At 45.8% G+C, this 25343-nt stretch carries 21 protein-coding genes and 1 other annotated feature; of the genes, 20 read left to right on the forward strand and 1 reads right to left on the reverse strand.

Annotated elements, in window-relative coordinates:
* Positions 1 to 150: 150 nt before the first annotated feature.
* The 10 genes from AC04Q4_RS02115 (at position 151) to AC04Q4_RS02160 (ending at position 11083) form a co-directional block, all read left to right on the forward strand.
* On the forward strand, positions 151 to 504 hold the full coding sequence (locus tag AC04Q4_RS02115; protein WP_173737095.1) for an anti-sigma factor family protein: 354 nt from the start codon (positions 151 to 153) through the stop codon (positions 502 to 504).
* Complete coding sequence (gene polA / locus AC04Q4_RS02120; RefSeq protein WP_476388385.1) at positions 501 to 3140, forward strand: DNA polymerase I; 2640 nt, start codon at positions 501 to 503, stop codon at positions 3138 to 3140. Before AC04Q4_RS02115 ends, polA begins: the two co-directional genes overlap by 4 nt.
* A complete protein-coding gene (gene coaE / locus AC04Q4_RS02125; protein ID WP_476388386.1) occupies positions 3141 to 3740 on the forward strand; it encodes a dephospho-CoA kinase in 600 nt (199 codons plus the stop codon).
* Complete coding sequence (locus tag AC04Q4_RS02130; protein ID WP_173737092.1) at positions 3727 to 4524, forward strand: MBL fold metallo-hydrolase; 798 nt, start codon at positions 3727 to 3729, stop codon at positions 4522 to 4524. The genes coaE and AC04Q4_RS02130 overlap by 14 nt, the downstream gene beginning before the upstream one ends.
* Positions 4525 to 4537: 13 nt before the next feature.
* Entirely contained in the window at positions 4538 to 4810 is a 273-nt protein-coding gene (locus AC04Q4_RS02135; RefSeq protein WP_119239857.1) for an ACT domain-containing protein, read from the forward strand.
* Between the two features lie 82 nt (positions 4811 to 4892).
* Positions 4893 to 6257, forward strand: coding sequence for a PFL family protein (locus AC04Q4_RS02140; RefSeq protein WP_173737091.1), 1365 nt, complete (start codon positions 4893 to 4895; stop codon positions 6255 to 6257).
* A 219-nt stretch (positions 6258 to 6476) separates the two neighbouring features.
* Positions 6477 to 6727: a binding site (T-box leader), on the forward strand.
* Between the two features lie 168 nt (positions 6728 to 6895).
* Positions 6896 to 7924, forward strand: coding sequence for an ABC transporter substrate-binding protein (locus AC04Q4_RS02145; RefSeq protein ID WP_195455104.1), 1029 nt, complete (start codon positions 6896 to 6898; stop codon positions 7922 to 7924).
* Between the two features lie 72 nt (positions 7925 to 7996).
* Positions 7997 to 8908: an ABC transporter permease gene (locus AC04Q4_RS02150; protein ID WP_195455219.1), complete on the forward strand. Its 912-nt coding sequence runs from the start codon at positions 7997 to 7999 to the stop codon at positions 8906 to 8908.
* Between the two features lie 3 nt (positions 8909 to 8911).
* Complete coding sequence (locus tag AC04Q4_RS02155; protein ID WP_173737089.1) at positions 8912 to 9700, forward strand: ABC transporter ATP-binding protein; 789 nt, start codon at positions 8912 to 8914, stop codon at positions 9698 to 9700.
* Between the two features lie 225 nt (positions 9701 to 9925).
* Positions 9926 to 11083, forward strand: coding sequence for an aminotransferase class I/II-fold pyridoxal phosphate-dependent enzyme (locus tag AC04Q4_RS02160; RefSeq protein WP_476388387.1), 1158 nt, complete (start codon positions 9926 to 9928; stop codon positions 11081 to 11083).
* Between the two features lie 43 nt (positions 11084 to 11126).
* On the opposite strand, the gene AC04Q4_RS02165 is transcribed toward AC04Q4_RS02160, so the two are convergent.
* The gene (locus AC04Q4_RS02165) at positions 11127 to 12401 is read right to left on the reverse strand and encodes a nucleotidyltransferase family protein (RefSeq protein WP_476388388.1); all 1275 of its coding nucleotides are present in this window, start codon (positions 12399 to 12401) and stop codon (positions 11127 to 11129) included.
* 424 nt (positions 12402 to 12825) lie between these two features.
* Between AC04Q4_RS02165 and pta the strand changes: the two genes are divergently transcribed.
* From pta to smc, 10 genes are all read left to right on the forward strand, one after another.
* On the forward strand, positions 12826 to 13833 hold the full coding sequence (gene pta, locus AC04Q4_RS02170; RefSeq protein WP_476388389.1) for a phosphate acetyltransferase: 1008 nt from the start codon (positions 12826 to 12828) through the stop codon (positions 13831 to 13833).
* A 26-nt stretch (positions 13834 to 13859) separates the two neighbouring features.
* Positions 13860 to 15050, forward strand: a complete 1191-nt coding sequence (locus AC04Q4_RS02175) for an acetate/propionate family kinase (RefSeq protein WP_173737084.1) — start codon at positions 13860 to 13862, stop codon at positions 15048 to 15050.
* 208 nt (positions 15051 to 15258) lie between these two features.
* Positions 15259 to 15786 carry a YceD family protein gene (locus AC04Q4_RS02180; RefSeq protein WP_173737083.1) on the forward strand — a complete coding sequence of 176 codons (528 nt, stop codon included), beginning with the start codon at positions 15259 to 15261 and terminating at the stop codon, positions 15784 to 15786.
* 3 nt (positions 15787 to 15789) lie between these two features.
* The gene (gene rpmF, locus AC04Q4_RS02185) at positions 15790 to 15972 is read left to right on the forward strand and encodes a 50S ribosomal protein L32 (protein WP_015525241.1); all 183 of its coding nucleotides are present in this window, start codon (positions 15790 to 15792) and stop codon (positions 15970 to 15972) included.
* A gap of 126 nt (positions 15973 to 16098) precedes the next feature.
* The gene (locus AC04Q4_RS02190) at positions 16099 to 17469 is read left to right on the forward strand and encodes an MATE family efflux transporter (protein WP_173737082.1); all 1371 of its coding nucleotides are present in this window, start codon (positions 16099 to 16101) and stop codon (positions 17467 to 17469) included.
* A 128-nt stretch (positions 17470 to 17597) separates the two neighbouring features.
* Entirely contained in the window at positions 17598 to 19427 is a 1830-nt protein-coding gene (locus AC04Q4_RS02195) for an ATP-binding cassette domain-containing protein (protein WP_476388390.1), read from the forward strand.
* 324 nt (positions 19428 to 19751) lie between these two features.
* Entirely contained in the window at positions 19752 to 20792 is a 1041-nt protein-coding gene (plsX, locus tag AC04Q4_RS02200; RefSeq protein WP_173737080.1) for a phosphate acyltransferase PlsX, read from the forward strand.
* Positions 20793 to 20833: 41 nt separating this feature from the next.
* Positions 20834 to 21082: an acyl carrier protein gene (locus AC04Q4_RS02205; protein ID WP_330594698.1), complete on the forward strand. Its 249-nt coding sequence runs from the start codon at positions 20834 to 20836 to the stop codon at positions 21080 to 21082.
* A complete protein-coding gene (gene rnc / locus AC04Q4_RS02210; RefSeq protein WP_195455110.1) occupies positions 21072 to 21752 on the forward strand; it encodes a ribonuclease III in 681 nt (226 codons plus the stop codon). The genes AC04Q4_RS02205 and rnc overlap by 11 nt, the downstream gene beginning before the upstream one ends.
* Positions 21753 to 21765: 13 nt before the next feature.
* Positions 21766 to 25326, forward strand: a complete 3561-nt coding sequence (smc, locus tag AC04Q4_RS02215; RefSeq protein ID WP_476388391.1) for a chromosome segregation protein SMC — start codon at positions 21766 to 21768, stop codon at positions 25324 to 25326.
* Positions 25327 to 25343: the final 17 nt, after the last annotated feature.

A 25343-nucleotide genomic window follows, 5' to 3' on the forward strand; every position in this document is an offset into this window, starting at 1 on the left:
GTGAGGATTCTGCACAGCTGTTTTCAGTATACCACAGGAAACCACCCTTGTCATTCACAGTTTAATTCGCTATAATGATAAACAATGTTACTGGTTACTGTTTATTTACAGCAGCCGAATAATTACGAAGCAGTAAAGAGAGGGAATCATATGGATTGTCGTATTGCAGAAGAAATGGTCAGTAAATATATCAATCATACGCTGCCTTTAAATGATCTGGAGGATTTTCTGGAGCATATTGAGAACTGTTCCTCCTGCTACGATGAACTTGCCACATATTTCATTGTGCATAAAGCCATGCAGCAGCTGGATGAGCAGAAGGAAGATTCGGTTCTGGATTTCAGGAAACTTCTGGAGGAGGATATCCGGAAATCCAGGAAATATATTCGCAGGAAGAAATTTCACAGAGCTGTAGCAGCCGTTGCGGTCTGTGCTCTGATCGCTGTGCTTGTGGTCTTTCTCATTTTCGTGATCCTGGAAATTAAGGAGGGAATTAGATTTTGAGTGAAAAAATATTACTGATCGACGGACACAGCATTTTGAACCGTGCGTTCTACGGGCTGCCGGATCTTACCAATGCCGAGGGACGTCATACAGGAGCCGTATATGGATTTCTGAACATTATGTTCAGGATTATGGAGGAGGAAAATCCGGAATATCTGACAGTTGCTTTTGATCTGAGTGCACCTACGTTCCGCCACAAGAGATATGAAGCTTACAAGGGGACTCGTAAGCCTATGCCGGAAGAACTCAGGGAACAGGTTCCCCTGATCAGAGAAATGCTTACTGCGATGGGAATCAATATCATGTCGCTGGAAGGATATGAGGCAGATGATCTTCTTGGTACGGTTGCCAGAAGGAGTGAAGCGAAGGGGATGGATGTTACCATTCTTTCCGGAGACAGAGATCTTCTCCAGCTTGCCACAGATAAGATCCTGATCCGTTTGCCGAAGACAGTCCGGGGTAAGACAACCATTGAAAACTACCACACAGCGGAAGTTTTTGAAAAATATCAGGTAACACCGCCGCAGATTATCGAGCTGAAAGCATTGATGGGCGACAGTTCTGATAATATTCCGGGAATTCCAGGAGTAGGTGAGAAGACAGCCACCAAAATGATCGTTCAGTTTGGATGCATTGAGAATGCACATGAGCATCTGGAAGAAGTGAAGCCAAACAAGGCAAGAGAGTCTCTTCGGGAGCATTATGATATGGCACAGCTTTCCAAAGAGCTTGCTACTATTAATACAGACAGTCCTCTTGAATTTTCCTATGAGAAGGCAAAAGTTGAAAATCCGTACACACCGGAAGCTTATGAATTGTGCAAGAGACTGGAATTCAAAAATATGCTGAACCGTTTTGACACATCTATAGCAGCAGATTCTTCCATGGATCTGGAGTTTTTTACCTGCAATGATCTCTCAGGGGTGGAGACTCTGTTTGAAAAAGCTGCGAATAAGAAGCAGGTGGGAATATCCATCCTTGCAGATCCGGAGCAGGTATATACGGTAGGACTTGTCCTTGATGAAAAAGATATTTATCAGATTTCGGTGGGAGGACTTCTTACAGGAGAATATCTGTGCGGAAAAATTGCAACTCTTGGGGAACATACAGTAATCTGCGCCATGGATATCAAGGCAGTACTGAAGCATGCGGCACTTGCTGACCCGGCGAAGGTTTTTGACGCAGGTGTTGCCGCATATCTTCTAAATCCTCTGAAATCTTCCTACACTCACGATGATATTGCCAGAGAATATCTGGATGGCATGATGCTTCCTGCAAAAGAGGACCTTCTGGGAAAAACATCACAAAAGAAGGCCTGGGAGGATGAGATGGAGGGCCTAGGCAATTATGCCTGCTATCAGGCTTTTGTGCCTTATATGGCACGTAAAGTCCTTCTTGAGAAGCTGGATGAAACAGGAATGAGAAAGGTTTATGATGAAATTGAGCTTCCGTTGGTATTTACGCTGAATTCCATGGAGAAATGGGGGATTTCCGTCAAAGGAGAGGAACTTAAAAGTTACGGAGAGAAACTGAGTGTGCGTATTCAGCAGCTGGAGAAAACAATCTGGCAGGAGGCAGGGGAGGATTTTAATATCAATTCCCCAAAGCAGCTTGGAGTGATCCTTTTTGAAAAAATGGGACTTCCAGGTGGAAAGAAGACCAAGACAGGCTATTCTACTGCGGCAGATATCCTGGATAAACTGGCACCGGATCATGCCATTGTGAAGGATATTTTGGAATACCGTCAGCTTACCAAACTGAAATCCACCTATGCGGATGGGCTTGGAAATGTGATTGGAAAAGACGGACGAATCCACTCCACTTTTAATCAGACGATTACAGCCACCGGTCGTATCAGCAGCACAGAGCCGAATCTTCAGAATATTCCGGTACGTATGGAACTTGGAAGACTGATCCGCAAGGTTTTTGTGCCGGAGGATGGATATGTGTTTCTGGATGCCGATTATTCTCAGATCGAGCTTCGTGTGCTGGCCCACATGTCCGGGGATGAGAAACTGATCCAGGCATACAGAGAGGCAGAGGATATCCACCGCCTTACAGCATCCCAGGTGTTCCATGTGCCCCTCGATGAGGTTACACCGCTGCAGAGACGAAATGCCAAGGCTGTAAACTTCGGAATCGTGTATGGAATCAGCTCTTTCGGACTGAGCCAGGATTTGAGTATAACCAGAAAAGAGGCAGCAGCCTATATCGAAAAATATTTCGAGACATATCCGAAGATCAAGGGATTTCTGGATGGCCTTGTAAAAGAAGGCAGGGAACACGGTTATGTAACGACTATGTTTGGCAGAAGAAGACCGGTGCCGGAACTGAAATCAAGCAATTTCATGCAGCGTTCTTTTGGTGAGCGTGTAGCTATGAATTCCCCGATCCAGGGAACTGCGGCAGACATCATCAAGATTGCCATGAACCATGTTTATGAACGAATGAAACGAGAAGGCTTAGAGTCAAGGCTGGTGCTTCAGGTACACGATGAGCTTCTGATCGAGACCAGGAAGGAAGAAATCGAAATTGTTTCCCGCATTCTGGAAGAAGAGATGAAGGGAGCTGCCCATCTTGCAGTGGAACTTGACGTGGATATGCACCAGGGTGATAGCTGGTATGAGGTGAAATAAATGAGAGTGATCGGAGTAACCGGCGGAGTAGGTGCCGGAAAGAGTACAGTGCTTGGAATATTGGAAAAAGATTTTGATGCTTATGTGATCCAGGCAGATCTTTTAGGCCATGTTCTGATGGAACCAGGCGAAGAATGTTATGATGCAGTGATCGCATTGTTTGGAAAAGAAATCATAAAAAAAGATAAAACTATTGACCGCAGACGGATTTCTGATGTAGTATTCACAGATAAGGATATGCTTTTGAAATTAAACGGGATCATTCATCCGGCTGTGAAGCAGAGAATCCTGCACCTCATCGGCAAACAGAGAGAGGCAGGAAGAGGAATCTGTGTTGTGGAAGCAGCTCTTTTTCTGGAAGAAAGATATCAGGAGTTCTGTGATGAAGTCTGGTATGTATACACAGAGGAGGAGATCCGGATACAGCGGCTGATGGAAAGCCGAGGCTATTCCAGGGATAAATCTCTTGGCATTATCCGAAACCAGGTATCCGATCAGGTGTTCAGGGAGAATACAGACTATGTGATCGAAAATAACGGAGATCTGGAGGATACCCGGAGACAGATCAGAGAAGGGATAGAGAAAAATGAGACTTTGTAGTATTGCCAGCGGAAGCAGCGGCAACTGTATCTATGTGGGTTCGGAGGAAGCACACGTACTGGTGGATGTGGGAATCAGCGGAAAGAGCATTGAGAAAGGTCTGAATTCGCTGGAGCTTACCGGGAAGGATGTGGACGGAATCCTGATAACTCACGAACATTCCGACCATATCAAGGGACTAGGGGTGATCTCCAGAAAATACGGAATCCCCATCTACACCACAGGTGGAACAGCAGATGCCATGCTTCGGATGAAATCCCTGGGAAAAATGCCGGAAGGGCTGATCCATGAGATCCGGGAAGACGAACCTTTTGAGATCAAGGATCTGACAGTGAATCCTTTTACCATTCCTCATGATGCTGCCCAGCCGGTAGGTTATCGTCTGGAGTGTGGGGAGCATTCAGTTGGAATTGCCACAGACCTTGGGAAATACAATGATTATATTGTTAAGAATCTGGAGAATCTGGATGCGGTGCTTCTGGAAGCAAATCACGACATCCGTATGCTCCAGGTTGGTAAATACCCATATTATCTGAAACAGAGAATCCTGGGAGACAGAGGTCATCTCTCCAATGAGAATGCAGGAAGGCTTCTCTGCCGGATCCTCCATGATAATCTGAAAGCTGTTTTTCTCGGCCATTTAAGTCGTGAGAACAATTATGAAGAACTTGCCTACGAGACAGTCTGCTCGGAGGTGACACTTGGTGACAACCCGTACAGATCCAGGGATTTCAGAATCCAGGTAGCAAAGCGGGATCACATATCAGAAATAATCACAGTGTAGAAAGGAAAAAACGATGAAGAAGACAATTATCACAGTAGTAGGAAATGACACAGTAGGAATTATCGCAAAGGTTTGTACATATCTTGCAGAAAATCAGGTAAATATTCTGGATATTTCTCAGACCATCGTTCAGGGGTATTTCAACATGATGATGATCGCAGATACAGCGAAATGTGAGAAAGATGGCGGCACACTTGCCGGCGAGCTTGAGAATCTGGGCAAAGAGATCGGCGTAGTGATTCACTGCCAGCATGAAGATATTTTTAACATGATGCACAGAGTGTAATAAAATAACAGTGTAGTGTATCAGTTATTTTATTAAATGAATTATATCTATTTTACATCATTCATCAGGGAGAAAATAAAAAATGATCAATATTTTTGAGGTAAACGAGACAAATAAAATGATCGAGCAGGAAAACCTGGATGTGCGTACTATCACTATGGGTATCAGCCTTCTGGACTGCATCGATCCTGACCTGGATGCACTGAATCAGAAAATATACGAGAAAATCACCACAAAAGCAAGAAATCTTGTGGCAACAGGTGATGAGATTGCGAAAGAGTACGGAATCCCGGTCGTAAACAAAAGAATCTCCGTAACTCCTATCGCATTGGTTGGCGGAGCTGCATGTAAAAAAACAGAAGATTTTGTAACGATCGCAAAAACACTGGATAAATGTGCAAAGGAAGTTGGGGTTAACTTTATTGGAGGATATTCTGCACTGGTAAGCAAAGGAATGACTCCCGCAGAGGAGCTTCTGATCCGTTCTATTCCGCAGGCTATGGCAGAGACAGAACGTGTCTGCAGTTCTGTAAATGTTGGTTCCACAAAGACTGGTATCAACATGGACGCTGTAAAACTGATGGGCGAGATCGTTCTTGCTACTGCAGAAGCTACCAGGGAGCAGGATTCCCTTGGCTGTGCCAAGCTTGTGGTATTCTGCAACGCACCGGATGATAACCCGTTTATGGCAGGTGCTTTCCACGGTGTTACAGAGGCTGACTGCATTATCAACGTAGGTGTCAGCGGTCCCGGAGTTGTTAAGAAGGCACTGGAACAGGTTCGTGGAGAGGACTTCGGAACACTTTGCGAGATGATCAAGCGTACAGCATTTAAGGTAACACGTGTTGGACAGCTTGTTGCACGTGAGGCATCCAGGCGTCTTGATGTACCGTTCGGTATTGTGGATCTTTCCCTTGCACCGACACCGGCAATCGGTGATTCTGTAGCAGAGATACTGGAGGAGATTGGCCTTGAGAGAGCCGGTGCACCAGGAACAACAGCAGCACTTGCACTTCTGAACGATCAGGTTAAAAAGGGCGGCGTTATGGCAGCAGCGGCTGTAGGTGGATTAAGTGGCGCATTTATTCCGGTCAGCGAGGACCAGGGAATGATCGATGCTGTAAACGAGGGCGCACTTACTCTGGAGAAGCTGGAGGCCATGACCTGTGTATGCTCTGTAGGACTTGATATGATCGCAGTTCCAGGAGATACCAAGGCTACTACACTGGCAGGTATCATTGCAGATGAGTCTGCCATCGGTATGGTAAACCAGAAGACAACAGCAGTACGTCTGATCCCGGTTATCGGTAAAGGTGTTGGTGAGACTGTTGAGTTCGGAGGCCTTCTTGGTTATGCACCGATCATGCCTGTAAATTCCTTCTCCTGCGATGCATTTGTACAGAGAGGCGGAAGAATTCCGGCACCGATCCACAGCTTCAAGAATTAATCGTTACTGTTCACTCTGTGACCAGCAACACGCTTCGCGATGCACAGAAATCATGCTGTGCATGATTTCGCGCCGCAATTCTCGGGTTTTCTGTGACCTTTGCTCACAAAAAACGCCTCGCGGGATATTACCAGTGAACAGTAACAATTAATCCTGAAATAATTTCATTTCGGGGTTGACAGAGTTACGTTGATGTGCTAAAGTAAACACAACTTAAAAAACAAACCAGTGAGAAAGAGAAGTAGACATTTCAGGAAGCTTCACAGAGAGCGGTGATGGTGGAAATCCGCAGGGGACCAGATGTTGAATGGACTTTCGAGGGCGGCCCGAACTATTTATCTGTACAGTAGGCGCCGACGGGAACCGAACCCGTTACCAATGAGGAGTGTATGTTAGTACACCGGAAAGTGGGCGATTCGTCAATTTGAGTGGTACCGCGATAATAAAGAACTTTTATTACCGTCTCAAGCATAATATAAGCTTGGGACGGTTTTTGTGTTACAGGAAAAAGCTTCTGTTGCATAAAAAAGTTGTTCCGGATGAGAGCCTGGATTCCGAAGGGAAACAGTGCTCTGGATAAGCAGACCGCAGGTGTACAAAAGTTAAGTAAAGCGGATTTAAGAAGGGAGAACAAAACTATGAAAAAAAGAATGTTAGTAATCGCAGCAGCAGTAGCAGCAACAACTATGATGATGACCAGCCCGGTTATGGCAGAGGATTTTAAAGTGGGTATCTGCAATTATGTAGACGATGCTTCTCTGAATCAGATCGTAGATAATATCCAGTCCCGTCTGGAAGAGATCGGCAAGGAAAAAGGCATTACATTTGATGTATCTTATGATAACTGTAATGCAGATGCCAGTGTTATGGAACAGATTATTTCCGATTTTCAGGCTGATAATGTTGACCTGATGGTAGGTGTGGCTACACCGGTAGCAATGCGTATGCAGTCTGCTACAGAAGGAAGTGATACACCGGTTGTTTTCTCAGCAGTATCTGATCCGGTTGGCTCCGGCCTTGTAGATTCCCTGGATGCTCCCGGAGCTAATATAACAGGAACCAGTGACTATCTGGATACTTCTTCTATCATGAAACTGATCCAGGCACAGAATCCGGATGTAAAGAAAATCGGTCTTCTTTATGATGTAGGACAGGATTCCTCCACAACAGCTATCCAGGAAGCAAAAGATTATCTGGATAAAGAGGGAATCGAATATGTAGAGCGTACCGGAACGACTACAGACGAAGTTCAGCTTGCAGCAGATGCACTGATTGCTGACGGTGTGGATGCCGTATTTACACCTACAGACAACACCATCATGACAGCAGAGCTTTCTATTTATGAAAAATTCATCGACGCAGGAATCCCGCACTACACAGGAGCTGACTCCTTTGCATTAAACGGTGCTTTTGTAGGATATGGTGTTGATTATGCAAACCTCGGACAGAAAACAGCCGATATGATCGCAGATATCCTGGTAGATAACGCTGATCCGTCCAAAACAGCTGTTGAAACATTTGATAATGGTACTGCAACAGTTAATACAGAAACCTGTAAAGCACTTGGCCTTGATTTCGATACAGTAAAGAAGGCATTTGAGCCTCTTTGCACACAGGTAAATGAAATCACAACTGCAGAAAGCTTTGATGAAGTAGAAACAAAATAAAGAAGCTGCTCACCTTTGTGAGCAGTTATGAAATAAATCCAATTGGAGGAAATCACTGTGACGATTGCAACTATGCTCTCCCTCGGGGAGACTGCCCTGAAGCTTGGACTGATCTGTTCACTGACAGTTCTTGCTCTGTTTCTTAGTTATTCCATGCTGAATGTCTGCGACCTTTCTACAGATGGCTGCTTTACCTTCGGAGCTGCTGTAGGAGCCGTGGTTGCTGTAAGCGGACATCCGTTTCTGTCCATTGCGGCAGCTATGGCAGCAGGTATTGCATCAGGATTTGTAACTGCGATCCTGCAGACAAAGCTGGGAGTAGACAGCCTGCTTGCAGGTATTATTGTAAATACTGCATTATATTCCGTAAATATTGCGGTCATGGGAGGTTCATCCCTGATCAATATGAACCGGACGACTACAGTATTTACCATGATGAAGGATGTACTTTCAGGTACACCTTTAAAAGGCAGGGAAGATATCATGATTGCGGCTATTGCAGTGATCCTTGTGATCGTATTTCTGGTATTTTTCCTGAAAACAAGACTTGGTCTGGCAATCAGGGCAACAGGAAATAATTCTGACATGGTAAAATCTTCCTCCATTAATCCGGTATTTACAACTGTGATCGGTCTTTGCGTGGCAAATGCATTTACAGCACTTTCCGGATGTCTTCTGTCTCAGTCACAGAAATCGGTAGATATCAATATCGGGCAGGGAATGGTTACCATCGCGCTGGCCTCTCTGCTGATCGGAGGCACACTCCTTGGTCGTGGAGGAATTTTTGTGAGAGCGGTAGGAATGGTGCTTGGTTCCTTTATTTTCCGTCTTGTATACACCATTGCACTTCGTTTCAACATGCCGGCATTTATGCTGAAACTGGTATCTTCTGTGATCGTTATTCTTGCAATTTCCGGCCCGTATCTTAAGAAGCAGTGGCCGCAGATACGAAGAAGAATGACTCATGCAAAAGGAGGCAGATGATCCATGTTAAAAATCAGCCATATTTCAAAAACATTTAATCCGGGAACTGTAAACGAAAAAAAAGCAATAGAAGATCTTTCCCTGGAACTGAAAAAAGGCGACTTTGCTACGATCATCGGTTCCAATGGTGCAGGAAAATCAACACTCTTTAACGCAATCTGCGGTGATTTTCTTACAGATGCAGGGTCGATCGAACTGGACGGCAGGGATATCACATTTATGCCGCAGCATGCACGCGCAAAAGAAATCGGCCGTCTTTATCAGGATCCCATGCGCGGAACTGCACCAGGCATGACGATCGAAGAAAATCTTGCACTTGCAGCTGGCAAGGGCGGATGGCTTTCTCATACGACCCGGCAGGAAAAAGAGCGTTTCCGTGAGGAACTGAAGAAGCTGGACATTGGACTGGAAGAGCGGATGAGCCATCCGGTAGGTCTTCTTTCCGGCGGACAGAGACAGGCACTGACACTTCTGATGGCGACAATGAACCCTCCAAAACTGCTTCTTCTGGACGAGCATACTGCAGCACTTGACCCGGGAACTGCTGAGAAAGTTTTGAATCTTACCAGAAGGATCGTGGAAGAACATCAGCTGACCTGCCTGATGATCACACACAATATGCAGTCTGCGATCGATCTTGGAAACCGTATCCTGATGATGGACTCCGGTAATATCGTGCTGGACATCGGAGGAGAGGAAAAGAAAAACATGACCGTGGACGGTCTTCTTGAGAAATTTAAGACAGGAGCCGGCAAAGCCCTGGATAATGACCGTATTCTATTATCTGAATAAACTGAAAAATAATGAAGAACCATTACCGATTGCGTGCAGAGTGGAAAATGAACAGCTGCTTTGCATAGGTGATGGTTCTTTTTTTACTGAAAATTCTTGAGTATGCCACGTTACCGTGGTAAAATAAATGAAATCGCTTTGCGATTTCGTTTATAAACATGTAGCAGAGCAGAATGCTTACAGGCTTAGACGATTATAATTTATTATGGAAGAGGGACGAATGATATGCAGTTTTCAAAAAGACTGGACAGATTTGGAGATGAAATTTTTGCAGCTTTGAACAACCGGCGCATGGAGCTGGAAGCACAGGGCATGAAGATTTATAATATGAGTGTGGGAACCCCGGATTTCAAGACTCCGGAATATATCAAGAAAGCCGTAGCAGAAGCGGTTATGGATGACAACAACTGGAAATACAGCTTACGTGACTTGCCGGAGCTTCTGGACGCTGTCTGTACTTATTATAAGAAACGTTTTGATGTGGAACTGACACCGGACATGGTGATGACTGTTTATGGAAGCCAGGAAGGAATGGGACATCTTGGCATGGCGCTATGCGATGAGGGAGATACAGTACTTCTCCCGGATCCGTGCTATCCCGTATTTGCAGCAGGCAGCCTGATGGCAGGGGCAGTTCCTTATTATTACCCGCTTGTTGCAGAACATGATTTTCTCCCTTATGTGAAGGGTATTCCGGAAGAAGTAGCAAAGAAGGCCAAATATATGGTAGTATCCCTGCCGTCCAACCCGGTAGGAAGCATTGCTACCCCGGGACTTTACGAAGAAATCGTGGAATTTGCAAAAAAATATGATATTCTGATCATTCATGACAATGCTTACAGCGATATCATCTTTGACGGAGCTTTCGGCGGAAGCTTCCTGGCAACTCCGGGAGCGAAAGATATTGGCGTGGAGTTTTTCAGTCTTTCCAAATCATTTAATGTCACAGGTGCGAGACTCAGTTTCCTGGTAGGCCGTCCGGATGTGATCGCAGCACTTCGTAAACTGAGAAGCCAGATTGACTTCGGTATGTTTCTGCCGCTCCAGAAAGCTGCCATCGCAGCACTGAATGGCCCGCTGGAAAGTGTAAAAGAACAGTGCCAGATGTACCAGGAGAGAAGAGATGCACTCTGTCAGGGACTTCGCGATATTGGCTGGGAACTTCCTAATGGAAAAGGCACCATGTTCGTCTGGGCGAAGATCCCGGGCGGCCGCACAGACAGTATGGCTTTCTGTATGGAACTGATGGAAAAAGCCGGTGTCATTGTAACCCCGGGAGCAAGCTTCGGTCCACACGGGGAAGGATATGTACGCTTCGCTCTTGTCCTTCCGCCAGAGAAAATCCAGGAAGCAGTGGAAGTGATCCGGAAGAGCGAGTTATAGTCAAGTGGAGATTCGCAACTTCGCAGGGGACTTCCTTGATTGGTTAAATGATCCGAAGTGGCTTTTTCATCTCATGGATAAAAGGCAGGCCTGTCTTGTGGCAGAGAAGCATTTCGTAAAGATTGGAAGCCTCACAGGTTTCATGAAAAAGCTGAAGTGCATTTTCATCAAGGATTGAAGAGGCATCCGCTGCCTTGGTAATTAATGGGATTGAGGAATTCTTCTTGATCTGGCTGAGAAGCGGAGCACTGCTTTTTCGAAAACCAAGTACCCGGGCATAGGGAATATGTCCGGGTGCTTTTGTTTTTTGATTAAGAAAGATTCGGACAAGGCTGCGGCAAATAGCAGAACGGGTAATATCCCGTGTTTTCAGAAGATCCGCAAATTGGGAAAAACCTTCATATTGATTACGGGATTTCAGTATACGTCGGATCAGTGCATCCGAAAGATCCGGATACATTTGTAAAGTTTCTTCGGATTCCAGAAGAAGTTTGTAATGCAGAGGAAGATCCAGCGCTGAGTCAGAAAGCCATGCTCCTTTTTCGAGAGAATCCAGAAATCCGGAAATAGAAGCAGAAGGAATCAATCGGGAAAAATCAGCAGACTGCCCGGCTTTTTCGGACTTTTTCATAAGGTTCCGGATGCCGGAAGCAGAGGGAAACTTTTCATCAGAAAGAAGAGAAAAATCCGTATCATGATAACCACTTCCTTTTCTTAAAAGTGCATGAGGAATGATCCGGCTGTTAAGACGGAGAAGTGCCTTGCAGTATTCGATTCCCAGGATATTGTTAGGAGAAGAAAGGACGAGCTCAATATGTTCTGACGAAGTACCCAATGTATTTAGCCCGGAAGCGATTTTTTTCTGAATGTAACCGATCAATGCACTGCTTCTTGCAGCAGGAAAACTCATTCCGGCACGAAGATTCTGCTGAAGGAGATTACGATATTCAGACGGTTCTTTCACCAGGATCTCTGCAACATCCATAAGAATCTCTGTATCTCCGCATTCACTTCCGAAACATAATTCGTCTATAACACCAAGCCCGTCAAGAAGGCTTACGCCACCTGCGGCAAATCCTTCTGCACTGGCCGTTGCTGTCTGCAACGGCATTTCCAGAACCAGGTCAGCACCACCAAGAAGAGTCATCTCAGCCCGGACATGTTTTTCCATAAGGGCAGGAGCACCTCTCTGTACAAAATCTCCGCTCATGGCGATTACAACATAATCAGCACCAAGAGTTTCTTTTGCATAGCGGATCTGATATTCATGCCCCCTGTGAAATGGGTTATATTCTGCAATAATTCCAACAACTTTCATAAAAAAATACCTGCCGTTTCTGAAAATTCAAATCTTGAAATAAGCTTTTATAATATAATAATGGTGCTATTTTAACATAAGCAATGTAAAAAGTTAAGCGGCATTCGAAATCTGTTTTGCTGCCATAAAACCGAATGCTGCTGTACGCTCTGTACCCGGCAACACCCTTTGTAAGATACAGAAATCACGCAATTCATGATCGTGAACCGAAATCCTCGGGCCATCTGTGACCTTTACCATAAAAAACACCTCGCAGAACATTGCCGGTGAATAGTAACCATTGCACTTCAAAAAATACGCAGTATAGCCATTTTCTGACAATGAAACGCTTGAAAAGAAAAGGGTAAGGGGGTATAATAAACACAGTGTAGTGCCCGAACAGACACTAGCGTTTTTGTTACATCAAGAAAGGAGCCATTTAATCATGGGATTTGTTGAACTGCTTAAGAAAAGAGCAAAAGAAAGCGTAAAAACAATTGTACTGCCAGAGACAGAGGATATGAGAACTCTTGAGGCAACTGACAAGATTCTGAAAGAGGGAGTTGCCAAGATCATCCTTATCGGTAAAGAGGAAAAGATCAACAAGAAAGCAGCAGAGGGCGGCTTTGATATTTCCGGCGCACAGATCGTAGATCCTGAGACATCTGACAGAACTCAGGCATACATTGATAAATTCGTAGAGCTGAGAGCTAAGAAAGGTATGACACCTGAGAAAGCGAAAGAGATTCTTCACACTCAGTACCCATACTATGGCGTAATGATGGTTAAGATGGGCGATGCAGACGGTATGGTATCCGGTGCCTGCCACTCTACAGCAGACACACTCCGTCCGTGCCTTCAGATCCTGAAGACCAAACCAGGAACAAAACTTGTATCTGCATTCTTCCTGATCGTAGTTCCGGACTGCGAGTACGGCGCAAACGGTGCATTCGTATTTGCTGATTCCGGTCTGAACCAGAATCCGACTCCGGAGGAACTTTCCGCAATCGCAGCATCTTCCGCAGAGTCCTTTGAACTTCTTGTTCAGGAGGAGCCGATCGTAGCTATGCTTTCTCACTCCACCAAGGGAAGTGCAAAACATCCTGACGTAGATAAAGTAGTAGAGGCTACAAGAATCGCAAAAGAGGAGCATCCGGAGCTTAAGCTTGACGGAGAGTTCCAGCTTGATGCAGCTATCGTTCCAAGCGTAGGCGCATCCAAAGCACCAGGAAGCGAAGTAGCTGGTAAAGCTAACGTACTGGTATTCCCTGACCTTGATGCAGGTAACATCGGATACAAACTTGCTCAGCGTCTTGGTAAAGCAGAAGCATACGGACCTGTTACACAGGGTATCGCAAAACCTGTAAACGACCTGTCCCGCGGATGCTCTGCAGATGATATCGTAGGTGTTGTAGCTATCACAGCAGTACAGTGCCAGGCAGAGGATAAATAATTATTGAAAATCAGGAGAGTAAAATCATGAACGTATTAGTTATCAACTGTGGAAGTTCTTCATTAAAATATCAGTTAATCGATTCCGAGACAGAGAATGTACTTGCAAAAGGTCTTTGCGAGAGAATCGGTATCGACGGAAGACTGGTATATCAGAAAGCCGGCTGTGACAAAGAGATCACAGAGGCAGCTATGCCAACACATAAAGAAGCGATCCAGATGGTACTGGATGCTCTTACAAACGATAAGACAGGTGCTATCGGAAGCCTGAAAGAGGTTAACGCTATCGGACATCGTGTCGTACACGGCGGCGAGAAATTCGCTTCTTCCGCAGTGATCACAGACGAGATGATCAAAGCAGTAGAAGAGTGCAATGACCTTGCACCGCTTCACAACCCGGCTAACCTTATCGGTATCCGTGTATGTGCAGAACTTATGCCAGGTGTACCGCAGGTAGGCGTATTTGATACAGCTTTCCATCAGACAATGCCGGCTAAAGCATATCTCTATGGACTTCCGCTTGACTTCTACAAGAAATATAAAGTAAGAAGATATGGCTTCCACGGAACATCCCACAGCTTCGTATCCAAGAGAGCTGTTGAGTTCCTTGGCCTTGACAAAGATAACTCCAAAGTTATTGTCTGCCACCTTGGAAACGGATCTTCCATCAGTGCAGTTGTAAACGGCAAATGCGTAGATACAACAATGGGTCTTACACCACTTGAAGGTGTTGTTATGGGAACACGTTCCGGTAACATCGATCCGGCTATCATGGAGTTTATTGCCAAGAAAGAGAATCTGGACATCGAGGGCGTTATGAACGTACTCAACAAGAAATCCGGTCTTCTTGGACTTTCCGGCGGACTTTCCAGCGACTTCCGTGACCTCAATGAGGCAGCTGAAAGCGGAAACGAAGATGCAGCTAATGCAATCGATGTTCTCTGCTACGGCATTGCTAAATTCGTAGGCGGATATGTTGCAGCAATGAATGGTGTTGACGCTATCGTATTCACAGCAGGTATCGGCGAGAACGCTATTCCGGTACGTGAGAAAGTTGTAAGCTATCTTGGATACCTTGGCGTAACACTTGACAAAGATGCTAACGGACATCGCGGCGAGGAGATCGTGATCTCCACACCGGATTCCAGAGTTAAGGTTGCTGTTATCCCGACTAACGAGGAGCTTGCAATCTGCCGTGAGACTGTAGCACTGGTATAATCAGAGTTACCTGACATTATCAGGCACGCCACAGTTCGGGCACATGACCGGAGATTTATATTGGAATTATCGGGGGCTGACTATCAGAAGTTCAGCCCCCGTAGTTTCCTCATCAAAAATTTAAAAAAATGTAATATTTTCCCGAAAATAACATTGACAAATCACAAGAGCATATGTATAATAAATCGAGTGTGGATAGGAGAGACTTATGCAGATTCAATTATTAGACATTTCTTCCTCTGATGGTAAGACAATCCAGGAGTCGGCAATCCCGGAACTGGAGAAGATTGATTTTCAGATGGGGAGTTTTCCGGTACTTGCGAAAGAACCAGTGGAACTTACGATCACCAACACAGGTGATAAGGTTCTTGAACTTACAGGAACCGGTAAGATTACAGTAGGGATTCCCTGTGATCGCTGTCTTGAGACAGTTTCAGTAGAGATACCGCTGGAATTCAAGAAGAAGCTTGATATGAAGCTTTCTGATGAAGAGCGTGTCAACGATCTGGATGAGAGCAGCTATCTCACAGGTATGAACCTGGATGTGGACCGGTTGGTCTATCTTGAGGTATTGATAAGCTGGCCTTTGAAGGTCTTATGTAAAGAAGATTGCAAAGGTATCTGCAGCCGCTGCGGGAAGAACCTGAACGAAGGTCCCTGCGGATGCAAGGAGGAGCCGAAGGATCCCCGCATGGCAGCTATCAGTGATATATTCAGTAAATTTAAGGAGGTGTAACCTATGTCCATTTGTCCTAAGAACAAATCTTCCAAAGCTAGACGTGACAAGAGAAGAGCGAACTGGAAAATGAGCGCTATGAACCTTGTTAAATGCAGCAAATGTGGAGCTCTTATGATGCCGCACAGAGTATGCAAAGCTTGCGGAAGCTACAATAAGAAGGAAATCATCAAAGTTGAGGACTAATCCTTCCAACTTATGCGATGCAGAAAAGAGTCTGGTATGCTTAATGAAGTATACCGGCTTTTTTTTATACTTAAAAAAATGAATCGTGAAAACTATATAACGAGGGGAAAAGGAAATAAAAAATATATGAAAACAAATTTACAGAAAGAAAATACCGCCAAAGTAAATCAGATCACAGAAGGCGTGATCTGGAAGCAGCTTCTGCTGTTTTTCTTTCCGATCCTGTTCGGAACATTATTCCAGCAGGTTTATAATACCGCCGATACTGTAGTAGTAGGGCGGTTTGTGGGAAAAGAAGCACTGGCAGCAGTAGGTGGATCTTCCAGCATGATCGTGAATCTGATCGTTGGATTCTTCGTGGGCCTGTGTTCCGGAGCAGCTGTAGTGATCTCTCAGTATTATGGAGCAAAAGACAGCAAAAATCTAAAAAAGGCACTTCATACTTCCATGATCTTCTGTCTGGCAGCCAGTGTGGTCGTAGGCATGGCAGGTTTTATCCTGGCAGAGCCGATCCTGCACCTTATGAAAACACCGGCAGAAGTAATCCCGGATTCTGTGCTGTATCTCCACATCTATTTTGCAGGAACTTTTTTTAACCTGGTATACAATATGGTATCCAGTATCTTACGTTCAGTAGGAGACTCAAAAAGACCCCTGTATGTGCTGATCATCACCTGCCTTCTTAATATTCTTCTGGATGTGATCTTTGTGGTGAGCTTCCATATGGGTGTTTTGGGTGTTGCACTTGCAACAGTAAGCTGCCAGGCAGTCAGTGCCATTCTTGTTACCTGGTTTCTGATGCGGGCGAACGATATTTACCGCCTAAAGTTCCATGAGATCCGGTTTGATGCACATTCTCTGGCAGCAGTTCTCCGCATCGGACTCCCGGCAGGACTGGAATCTGTAATGTACAACATTGCCAATCTGACCATTCAGATATTTGTCAATGAGCTTGGAACAGATACCGTGGCAGCCTGGGGAACCCTGGGAAAAATTGATGCTGTATTCTGGATGGTGTGCAATGCTTTTGCCATCTCAATTACCACCTTTGTGGGACAGAATTACGGTGCCGGAAAATACCGCCGTATGCAAAAAAGCGTCCGTGTCTGTATGATAATGGCTTACATTACCGCCTTTATTGTAAGCGGAGGTATTTTTCTGTTTGCAGAGCCTATTTACCGTCTGTTTACCACAGATCAGGGAGTTGTGGACATCGGTGTTCATATGATCCGTTTCCTGATCCCGTCCTATGCCCTTTATGTAGTGATCGGTATTCTCTCCGGTGCACTCAGGGGAGCAGGAAAAGTGCTGATACCCATGATCCTGACCTGCGGAGGAGTGTGTCTGATCCGTATTATCTGGCTGTTTGTTTTTGTTACTAGGCATCCGGGGATCAATAATATCATGCTCAGTTATCCGGTATCCTGGGTGATCACGGCAGTTCTGTTTGTAATCTACTATTTCAGCCATTTTCCGGGAATACGTAAAGAAAAATAAAAAATTATTTAACGAAATCCGGACAAAAAACAAAGAAGATGGCGGAAAGCAAGCAGTTCTTGACGGGAACAGAAAAATTCGCTATCCTATCATGGAAATGATTTTTTCATGAACGGAGAAGATAAAGCATGAATATTTTGAACATAGAACACATTCATAAGATTTTTGGTGACAAAGTGATTTTTGATGATATTTCCTGCGGTATTGACCAGGGCGAGAAGATCGGGATCATCGGCGTGAACGGGACAGGAAAGACCACTCTGCTCCGCGTGATCGCGGGAGAAGAAGAACCAGATGAGGGACAGGTGATCACCCAGAACGGGATCCGCATCAGTTGGCTTCCCCAGACACCGGAATTTCCTCAGCATATGACCATTCTGGACTATGTGGCAGAGGGAAAATGGCAGAAAGACTGGAGTACAGAGAGCGAGGCACGCCGTATGCTGAATACTCTGGGGATCACAGACCAGAATATCAATATGGATAATCTTTCCGGCGGAGAGAAAAAACGAGTGGCTCTGGCCAGAATGCTTCTCAACCCTGCAGATATCCTGATTTTGGACGAGCCTACCAACCACCTGGACGGAGAGATGGTAACGTGGCTGGAGGATTTTCTCCGGGGATTTCGGGGAACTGTGATCATGGTAACGCATGACCGTTATTTCCTGGACCGCGTAGCCAACCGTATCCTGGAAATCAGCCATGGCAAACTGTATTCCTATGCTGGTGATTATTCCAAATTTCTGGAATTGAAGGCTCAGAGAGAAGAGATGGAGCTTGCCAGTGACCGGAAACGCCGCAGCGTTCTCCGTATGGAACTGGAATGGGCTGCAAGAGGATGCCGTGCCAGAAGCACCAAGCAGAGAGCAAGGCTGGATCGCCTGGAAGCTCTGAAAGCAGGCAAAACTCCTGTGAAGGATTCCAGCGTGGAGATGGATTCCATTGAAACTCGCATGGGCAAAAAAACTGTGGAATTCCACCATGTAAGTAAAGCAATCGAGGGCCGTACGCTGATCAGTGATTTTGATTATATTGTGCTTCGAAATCAGCGCCTTGGGATTATCGGCCCTAATGGCTGCGGTAAATCCACACTCCTTAAGATGGTAGAAGGAATGGTAGCCCCGGATTCCGGTGAGATCCAGATCGGTGAGACCATCCGTATCGGGTATCTCGCCCAGAATGTTCCGGATATGGACGGGAGACAGCGAGTGATCGACTACATACGCGAGGTGGCAGAGTATGTTCCGACGAAAGAGGGAAGGATCACTGCCTCCCAGATGCTTGAGAGATTTCTTTTTGACCCGGCTATGCAGTATACTCCGGTTGAGAAGCTTTCCGGAGGGGAGAAGCGAAGACTGTATCTTCTGAAAGTCCTGATGGAAGCTCCCAATGTGCTTCTTCTGGATGAGCCTGGAAATGATCTGGATATCCCGACCATGACCATTCTTGAGGACTATCTGGATTCATTTTCAGGCATTGTGATCACAGTATCTCATGACCGCTATTTCCTGGATAATGTTGTAAACCGGATCATGGCTTTTGAGGGAGAGGGCAGACTGGTACAGTACGAAGGGGGATATACTGATTACCTGGAGGCGAAAGCACGGAAAGGCCAGACTCTTGAGACCCGTGCTGATATGCCTGGCAGTACTCAGGCAGAGAACGAACCCCAGGAAAAAAAGAAATCTTCCGCAGATACCTGGAAGCAGAACAGGAAACAAAAGCTGAAATTTACCTATAAAGAACAGAAAGAATTCGAGACCATCGACGAGACGATAGCAGCACTGGAGGAACGTCTGGAACAGCTGGACAAAGAGATGGCTGCCAATGCCACCAACGCAGGGAAGCTCCGGGAGCTTTCTGATGAGCAGCAGGAGACTCAGCAGAAGCTGGATGAAAAGATGGACCGATGGGTATATTTAAACGATCTGGCAGAAAAGATCGCAGAGCAGGAATAGAAATATAGAATATCTGTTGGTTTGTCAGAAGAGATATCAAATGCTTAATAGAACAGAATATTTATCTGATCATATAAATGGAGGGCTCCGGCTCTCCATTTTGCTCTTTATTTAGCACAAATCAGCATAAAATCTGATAGTGAATTCGCTGTGAAATACAGGAAAGATATTGACTTCCCAGGCAAAATTTTAGTATCATAGAAAATGGTACGTAAAAACAGGTACTCTGCAGTGAAAATCCTTGTACTGCAAAGTCTGAGGATTTTCACTACAGTGTACCGCGAAACGTCCGAAATGGTTTTCGGGCAGAGAAAGGAAAAAAACATGGCAGAAATGGTAAAAGTCGTAGTAGACGCAATGGGCGGTGACAATGCCCCTGTGGAGCCGGTAAAGGCAGCAGTAGAAGCCGTAAAAGAAAAACAGAACATCCAGGTTATCCTTACAGGACAGGAAGATGTGATCCGAGCAGAACTTCAGAAATATTCAGATTATCCCGGGGACAGGATCCGTGTGGTACACGCATCTCAGGTCATCGAAACAGCAGAGCCTCCGGTAATGGCAATCCAGAAAAAGAAAGATTCTTCGATTGTAGTAGGATTAAACCTTGTAAAAAAACAGGAAGCAGACGCATTTGTTTCCTCAGGAAGTACAGGTGCAGTCCTGGTAGGCGGCCAGGTGATCGTAGGCAGGATCAAAGGAATCCAGAGACCACCCCTTGCTCCGCTGATCCCTACAGCCAAAGGTGTTTCCCTTCTTATTGACTGTGGAGCCAACGTAGATGCCAGACCGAACCATCTGGTGCAGTTTGCGCAGATGGGTTCCATTTATATGGAGAATGTAGTAGGAATCAGGAAACCAAGAGTAGCGATCGTCAACAACGGTGCAGAGGAAGAAAAAGGCAACGCCCTTGTAAAAGCAACGTTTCCTTTGTTAAAAGAATGCAGGGACATTAATTTTATCGGAAGCATTGAGGCCAGGGATATCCCGGCAGGCTATGCAGACGTAGTTGTGTGCGAGGCTTTTGTCGGAAATGTTATCCTCAAGCTGTACGAAGGCGTGGGAGCTACCATGATGTCCATGATCAAACAGGGCATGATGTCTGATTTCCGAAGCAAGATGGGAGCTCTGATGGTGAAACCGGCTCTTAAGAAAACACTGAAGGCTTTTGATGCCAGTGAGTATGGCGGAGCCCCTCTTCTCGGCTTAAAAGGTCTTGTGGTAAAAAGTCACGGAAGTGCCAAGAGCGTAGAAATCCGTCACGCGATTTTCCAGTGCGAGCAGTTTAAGGAAGAGAAGATCAACGAAAAGATCGAGGAATTTATCGCAGCTGAGCAGAAAGCCCAGGCAGAAGCCAAAGAGAAATAGATCAGAAACCATAACACAGACAGAAAAGGAGGCGAACAGTCGTGGAACTGGAAATGCTGAAAACTATAATCGGAAAAACCCTGGAAAGAAACGTGGATACCATCACAGAGAAGACTACTTTTGTAGATGAACTGGGAGTTGACTCCCTGGATTTCTTTCAGATTCTTATTGATCTGGAGGAGACATATGATATTCAGATCGACCAGGAGGAGGCCGAGGAGATCGTAACCGTCGGTGATGCAGTGGAGACTCTTCGCCGTGCAACGAAGGGATATAAAAATGGAAAATAATTTAAAAAAACTGGAACAGACCATCGGATATCAGTTTACTGCAAAATCTTTACTGGAACAGGCTATGACGCACAGCTCCTACGCAAATGAAAAACACCTTGGAAAGCTTGGATGCAACGAGCGTCTGGAGTTTTTGGGTGATGCTGTTCTGGAACTGATCAGCAGTGATTTCCTGTACAAAAAATTCCGCAGCAACCAGGAAGGTGAGCTTACCAAGAAACGTGCCAGCATGGTCTGTGAGAAGAGTCTTGCTTATTGTGCAAGAGAGTTCGGTCTTCCGGAATTTATCCTTCTTGGAAGAGGTGAGGAGATGATGGGTGGCCGAGGCCGCGATTCCATCGTGTCTGATGCCCTGGAATCCCTGATAGGAGCCATGTATCTGGACGGCGGTTTTGAACCGGCGCAGGCCTTTGTCATGAAATTCATCCTGAATGATCTGGAAGACAAGAGAATTTTCTATGACAGCAAGACTGTTCTTCAGGAGATGGTGCAGGAGGGCGGCAACCATCCGGTAGAATACCGCCTTCTCAAAGAAGAGGGACCGGATCACAGCAAGAGCTTTACTGTGGAAGCCCTGATCAATGGTGAGAGCATGGGAACAGGAACCGGTCACACCAAGAAAGCAGCAGAACAGGCTGCTGCGCTTGAGGCAATTCGCAGGATAAAATAACAGCAGGTGGCCAATGTATCTAAAAAATATAGAGGTGCAGGGATTTAAGTCCTTTGCACAGAAGATCAATTTTGAATTTCATAATGGAATCACCGGTATTGTAGGCCCTAACGGAAGCGGAAAGAGCAATGTTGGCGATGCAGTCCGCTGGGTTCTTGGAGAGCAGAGTGCCAAACAGCTCCGTGGCGGAAACATGCAGGATGTTATTTTTTCCGGAACAGAACTCCGAAAACCCTTAAGCTTCGCATCTGTGGCAATTACGTTGGATAACAGTGACCACAAGCTTCCTGTGGATTTTGAAGAAGTGACTGTCACCAGAAGGCTTTATCGCTCCGGGGAGAGTGAGTACCGCATCAATGGAAGCTCCTGCAGGCTGAAGGACATCAACGAGATGTTCTACGATACCGGTATTGGAAAAGAGGGCTATTCTATCATCGGTCAGGGTCAGATCGATAAGATCCTGAGCGGAAAGCCTGAAGAACGCCGTGAGCTTTTTGACGAGGCAGCAGGAATCGTCAAGTTCAAAAGGCGAAAGAACACAACTCTGAAAAAGCTGGAAGAAGAGCAGCAGAATCTTGTCCGTGTCACAGATATCTTAAGCGAGCTTACCAAACAGCTGGAACCACTGGAACGCCAGTCTGAGACAGCAAAGATCTATCTGGCAAAAAGAGAAAACTTAAAAGAGCTGGATGTAAACATGTTCCTTCTGGAATATGAACATACAGGCAAGTTGCTTAAAGAACTGGAAGAAAAGACCAGGATTGCCGAGGGGCAGTTAAAAGAAGCTCAGGATGCCCACAGCCGCACCAGGGATGAATATGAACGTCTGGAAAAATCCCTGGAAGAACTTAATGAGCATATGGATGCTCTCAGGGAAGCCAGCCGTGACCGGGCTATCCGCAGGCAGCAGCTGGAAGGCGAGATAAACGTTCTCCATGAGCAGATCCTTGCAGGAGAGCAGAATGACAGCCATTACCGAAGCCGTCTTTCCACCATTCAGGAAGATACGAAGAAAAAAACAGCAGATAAAGAGGCACTGGATGAGCAGAAGGCAGATTTACAAAGCGGCCTTAAAGAGACCAGCCAAAAGCTGAAAGAAGAGCAGGATAAACTGGAAAATATCCAGAGCAATATCGAAGAATGTACTCAGGCTGTTGAGGATGGAAAAAATGAGATCATCGAGATTCTGAATTCCCGTGCCAACACAAAAGGTAAGGCGCAGCGTTTTGATGCAATGATGGAACAGCTGGATATCCGTAAGGCAGGGATCAGCCAGAGGATTCTTTCTTTGAAAACCCAGGAAGAGGAACAGCAGTCAGCTATCAATGAGGCGAAAGCAGAGTACGATGCCATCACAGAGGCCATTGCAGCAACCAATCAGGAAGGCAGCCGTCTCACAAAGGAGATACGCGAAATCCAGGAGAGCATGAAGCAGCAGAGCACACAGCTGGAAGCAGGACAGACTGCATACCACAGAGAAGCATCCAGGCTGGAATCTCTGCGAAATATCACAGAACGCTACGATGGCTACGGAAACAGTATCCGTCGTGTCATGGAACAGAAGGATCAAGTGCCGGGTATCCGCGGAGTTGTGGCAGATATCATCCACGTAGAGAAAAATTACGAGATTGCCATTGAGACAGCACTTGGCGGCAGCATCCAGAACATTGTTACAGACAATGAGCAGACAGCCAAGCAGATGATCGAATTCCTGAAGAAAAACCGTTATGGCCGTGCAACCTTCCTTCCTTTGAACAGCATTTCTGCAAGAGGGGATTTTAACCAGAGAGGTGCCTTAAACGAGCCCGGAGCCATTGGTCTTGCAAGTGGTCTGGTAACAGCTGACCGGGAATACGCAGGACTGATCGGATATCTTCTTGGCAGAGTGCTTGTAGTGGATAACATCGATCATGCCATTGCCATTGCCAGAAAATACCGCCACAGCATCCGTATGGTAACTTTGGAAGGTGAATCCCTAAGCCCAGGCGGTTCTATGACAGGTGGTGCGTTTAAGAACAACAGCAACCTTCTTGGCCGTCGTCGTGAGATTGAAGAGCTTGAAAAAAAGGTAAAAGAGCTGGCAGCACAGTACAATGCCATCCGCCAATCCCTCGTGGAGAACCGAACGAAGCGTAATGAGATGCGTGATACCGTTGCATCCCTGCAGCAGAAACTGCGGGAACAGTCCATTCAGCAGAATACAGCCAGAATGAACATTGAACAGCTGGAGAAAAAAGCGGAGGAGATCCGCGGCGGATACGCCAGGATCGAGAGAGAACAGGAAGAGATCCGCATCCAGACAAAAGATATGCAGGCAGATAACGCCCGTATCACCCAGGAACTGGAAGACTCCAAAAAAGATGAGGAAGAGCTGGAAACTTTCATCGAGACCCGCCAGAAAGAGCTGGAAGACTGGAAGAAAGACGAAGCTGAAGCATCGGAAAAACTGGAAAAGATCCGTCTGGACTCATCTGCAGCCCAGCAGAAAGAAAGCTTTGTCAAAGAGAATATAAGGCGACTGAAAGAAGAAATCGAAGTTCTTTCCCAGGAAAGAGAAGAGATCTTGGATTCTCTGGAAATAGGAAGCCAGGAAACAGCTGAAAAGAGAAAGACTATCGAAAACGTCCGTAAAGAGATTGAAGGTTTTGCCGCAAAAGAAGAAGCTGAGAACAAACAGCTCGCAAAAATGCAGCAGAAAAAGGAAGAAAGCACAAAGAGCCATAAAGAATTTTTCGAAAAACGGGATGAGCTTTCCAACCAGATCAGTCTTCTGGATAAAGAATGCTTCCGTCTGAAAACTCAGGCAGAGAAGATCGAAGAGAACCGGGAGGCCCGTATCACATATATGTGGGAAGAATATGAGATCACTCCGAACAACGCTCTTACATACCGTAAGGAAGAGATGAACGACCGCCATGTGATGAAGCAGCAGATCCATAAATTAAAAGATGAGATCCGCGCTCTTGGTTCCGTTAATGTCAATGCCATTGAGGATTACAGGGAACTTCTGGAACGCCACACCTTCCTGAACGGCCAGTATAATGATCTTCTGGAAGCAGAGAAAACCCTGGAGCAGATCATTCAGGAACTTGATGAGGGAATGCGTAAACAGTTCAGTGAGAAATTCGGAGAGATCCAGAAGGAATTTGATAAGGCATTCAAGGAGCTTTTCGGCGGAGGTCGAGGAACACTGGAGCTTGCAGAAGATGAAGATATTCTGGAAGCAGGCATCAGGATCATTTCCCAGCCTCCAGGCAAGAAGCTCCAGAACATGATGCAGCTTTCAGGTGGTGAAAAAGCACTCACAGCTATCGCGCTTCTTTTTGCCATCCAGAATCTGAAGCCTTCACCGTTCTGCCTTCTGGATGAGATCGAGGCAGCCCTGGATGATTCCAATGTAGGACGTTTTGCAGGATATTTACAGAAGTTGACGAAAAACACACAATTTATTATAATAACACATAGACGTGGTACCATGAATGCAGCAGACAGGCTTTATGGAATTACCATGCAGGAAAAAGGGGTATCAACGCTGGTATCTGTTGACCTGGTAGAGAACCAGCTTACCCAGTAGCAGAAGGGATGAATCAG

The sequence above is a fragment of the Blautia sp. HA8986 genome (assembly GCF_056504635.1).

Bases quoted from the DNA above. Each gene is read 5' to 3' on its own strand.
- AC04Q4_RS02140 (WP_173737091.1), top strand. From the start codon at position 4,893: ATGATCAATATTTTTGAGGTAAACGAGACAAATAAAATGATCGAGCAG.
- AC04Q4_RS02165 (WP_476388388.1), bottom strand. From the start codon at position 12,401: ATGAAAGTTGTTGGAATTATTGCAGAATATAACCCATTTCACAGGGGG.
- AC04Q4_RS02115 (WP_173737095.1), top strand. From the start codon at position 151: ATGGATTGTCGTATTGCAGAAGAAATGGTCAGTAAATATATCAATCAT.
- AC04Q4_RS02135 (WP_119239857.1), top strand. From the start codon at position 4,538: ATGAAGAAGACAATTATCACAGTAGTAGGAAATGACACAGTAGGAATT.
- pta (WP_476388389.1), top strand. From the start codon at position 12,826: ATGGGATTTGTTGAACTGCTTAAGAAAAGAGCAAAAGAAAGCGTAAAA.
- AC04Q4_RS02160 (WP_476388387.1), top strand. From the start codon at position 9,926: ATGCAGTTTTCAAAAAGACTGGACAGATTTGGAGATGAAATTTTTGCA.
- AC04Q4_RS02155 (WP_173737089.1), top strand. From the start codon at position 8,912: ATGTTAAAAATCAGCCATATTTCAAAAACATTTAATCCGGGAACTGTA.
- AC04Q4_RS02150 (WP_195455219.1), top strand. From the start codon at position 7,997: ATGCTCTCCCTCGGGGAGACTGCCCTGAAGCTTGGACTGATCTGTTCA.
- rpmF (WP_015525241.1), top strand. From the start codon at position 15,790: ATGTCCATTTGTCCTAAGAACAAATCTTCCAAAGCTAGACGTGACAAG.
- plsX (WP_173737080.1), top strand. From the start codon at position 19,752: ATGGCAGAAATGGTAAAAGTCGTAGTAGACGCAATGGGCGGTGACAAT.
- AC04Q4_RS02195 (WP_476388390.1), top strand. From the start codon at position 17,598: ATGAATATTTTGAACATAGAACACATTCATAAGATTTTTGGTGACAAA.
- smc (WP_476388391.1), top strand. From the start codon at position 21,766: ATGTATCTAAAAAATATAGAGGTGCAGGGATTTAAGTCCTTTGCACAG.
- AC04Q4_RS02180 (WP_173737083.1), top strand. From the start codon at position 15,259: ATGCAGATTCAATTATTAGACATTTCTTCCTCTGATGGTAAGACAATC.
- rnc (WP_195455110.1), top strand. From the start codon at position 21,072: ATGGAAAATAATTTAAAAAAACTGGAACAGACCATCGGATATCAGTTT.
- AC04Q4_RS02145 (WP_195455104.1), top strand. From the start codon at position 6,896: ATGAAAAAAAGAATGTTAGTAATCGCAGCAGCAGTAGCAGCAACAACT.
- AC04Q4_RS02175 (WP_173737084.1), top strand. From the start codon at position 13,860: ATGAACGTATTAGTTATCAACTGTGGAAGTTCTTCATTAAAATATCAG.
- coaE (WP_476388386.1), top strand. From the start codon at position 3,141: ATGAGAGTGATCGGAGTAACCGGCGGAGTAGGTGCCGGAAAGAGTACA.
- AC04Q4_RS02190 (WP_173737082.1), top strand. From the start codon at position 16,099: ATGAAAACAAATTTACAGAAAGAAAATACCGCCAAAGTAAATCAGATC.
- AC04Q4_RS02130 (WP_173737092.1), top strand. From the start codon at position 3,727: ATGAGACTTTGTAGTATTGCCAGCGGAAGCAGCGGCAACTGTATCTAT.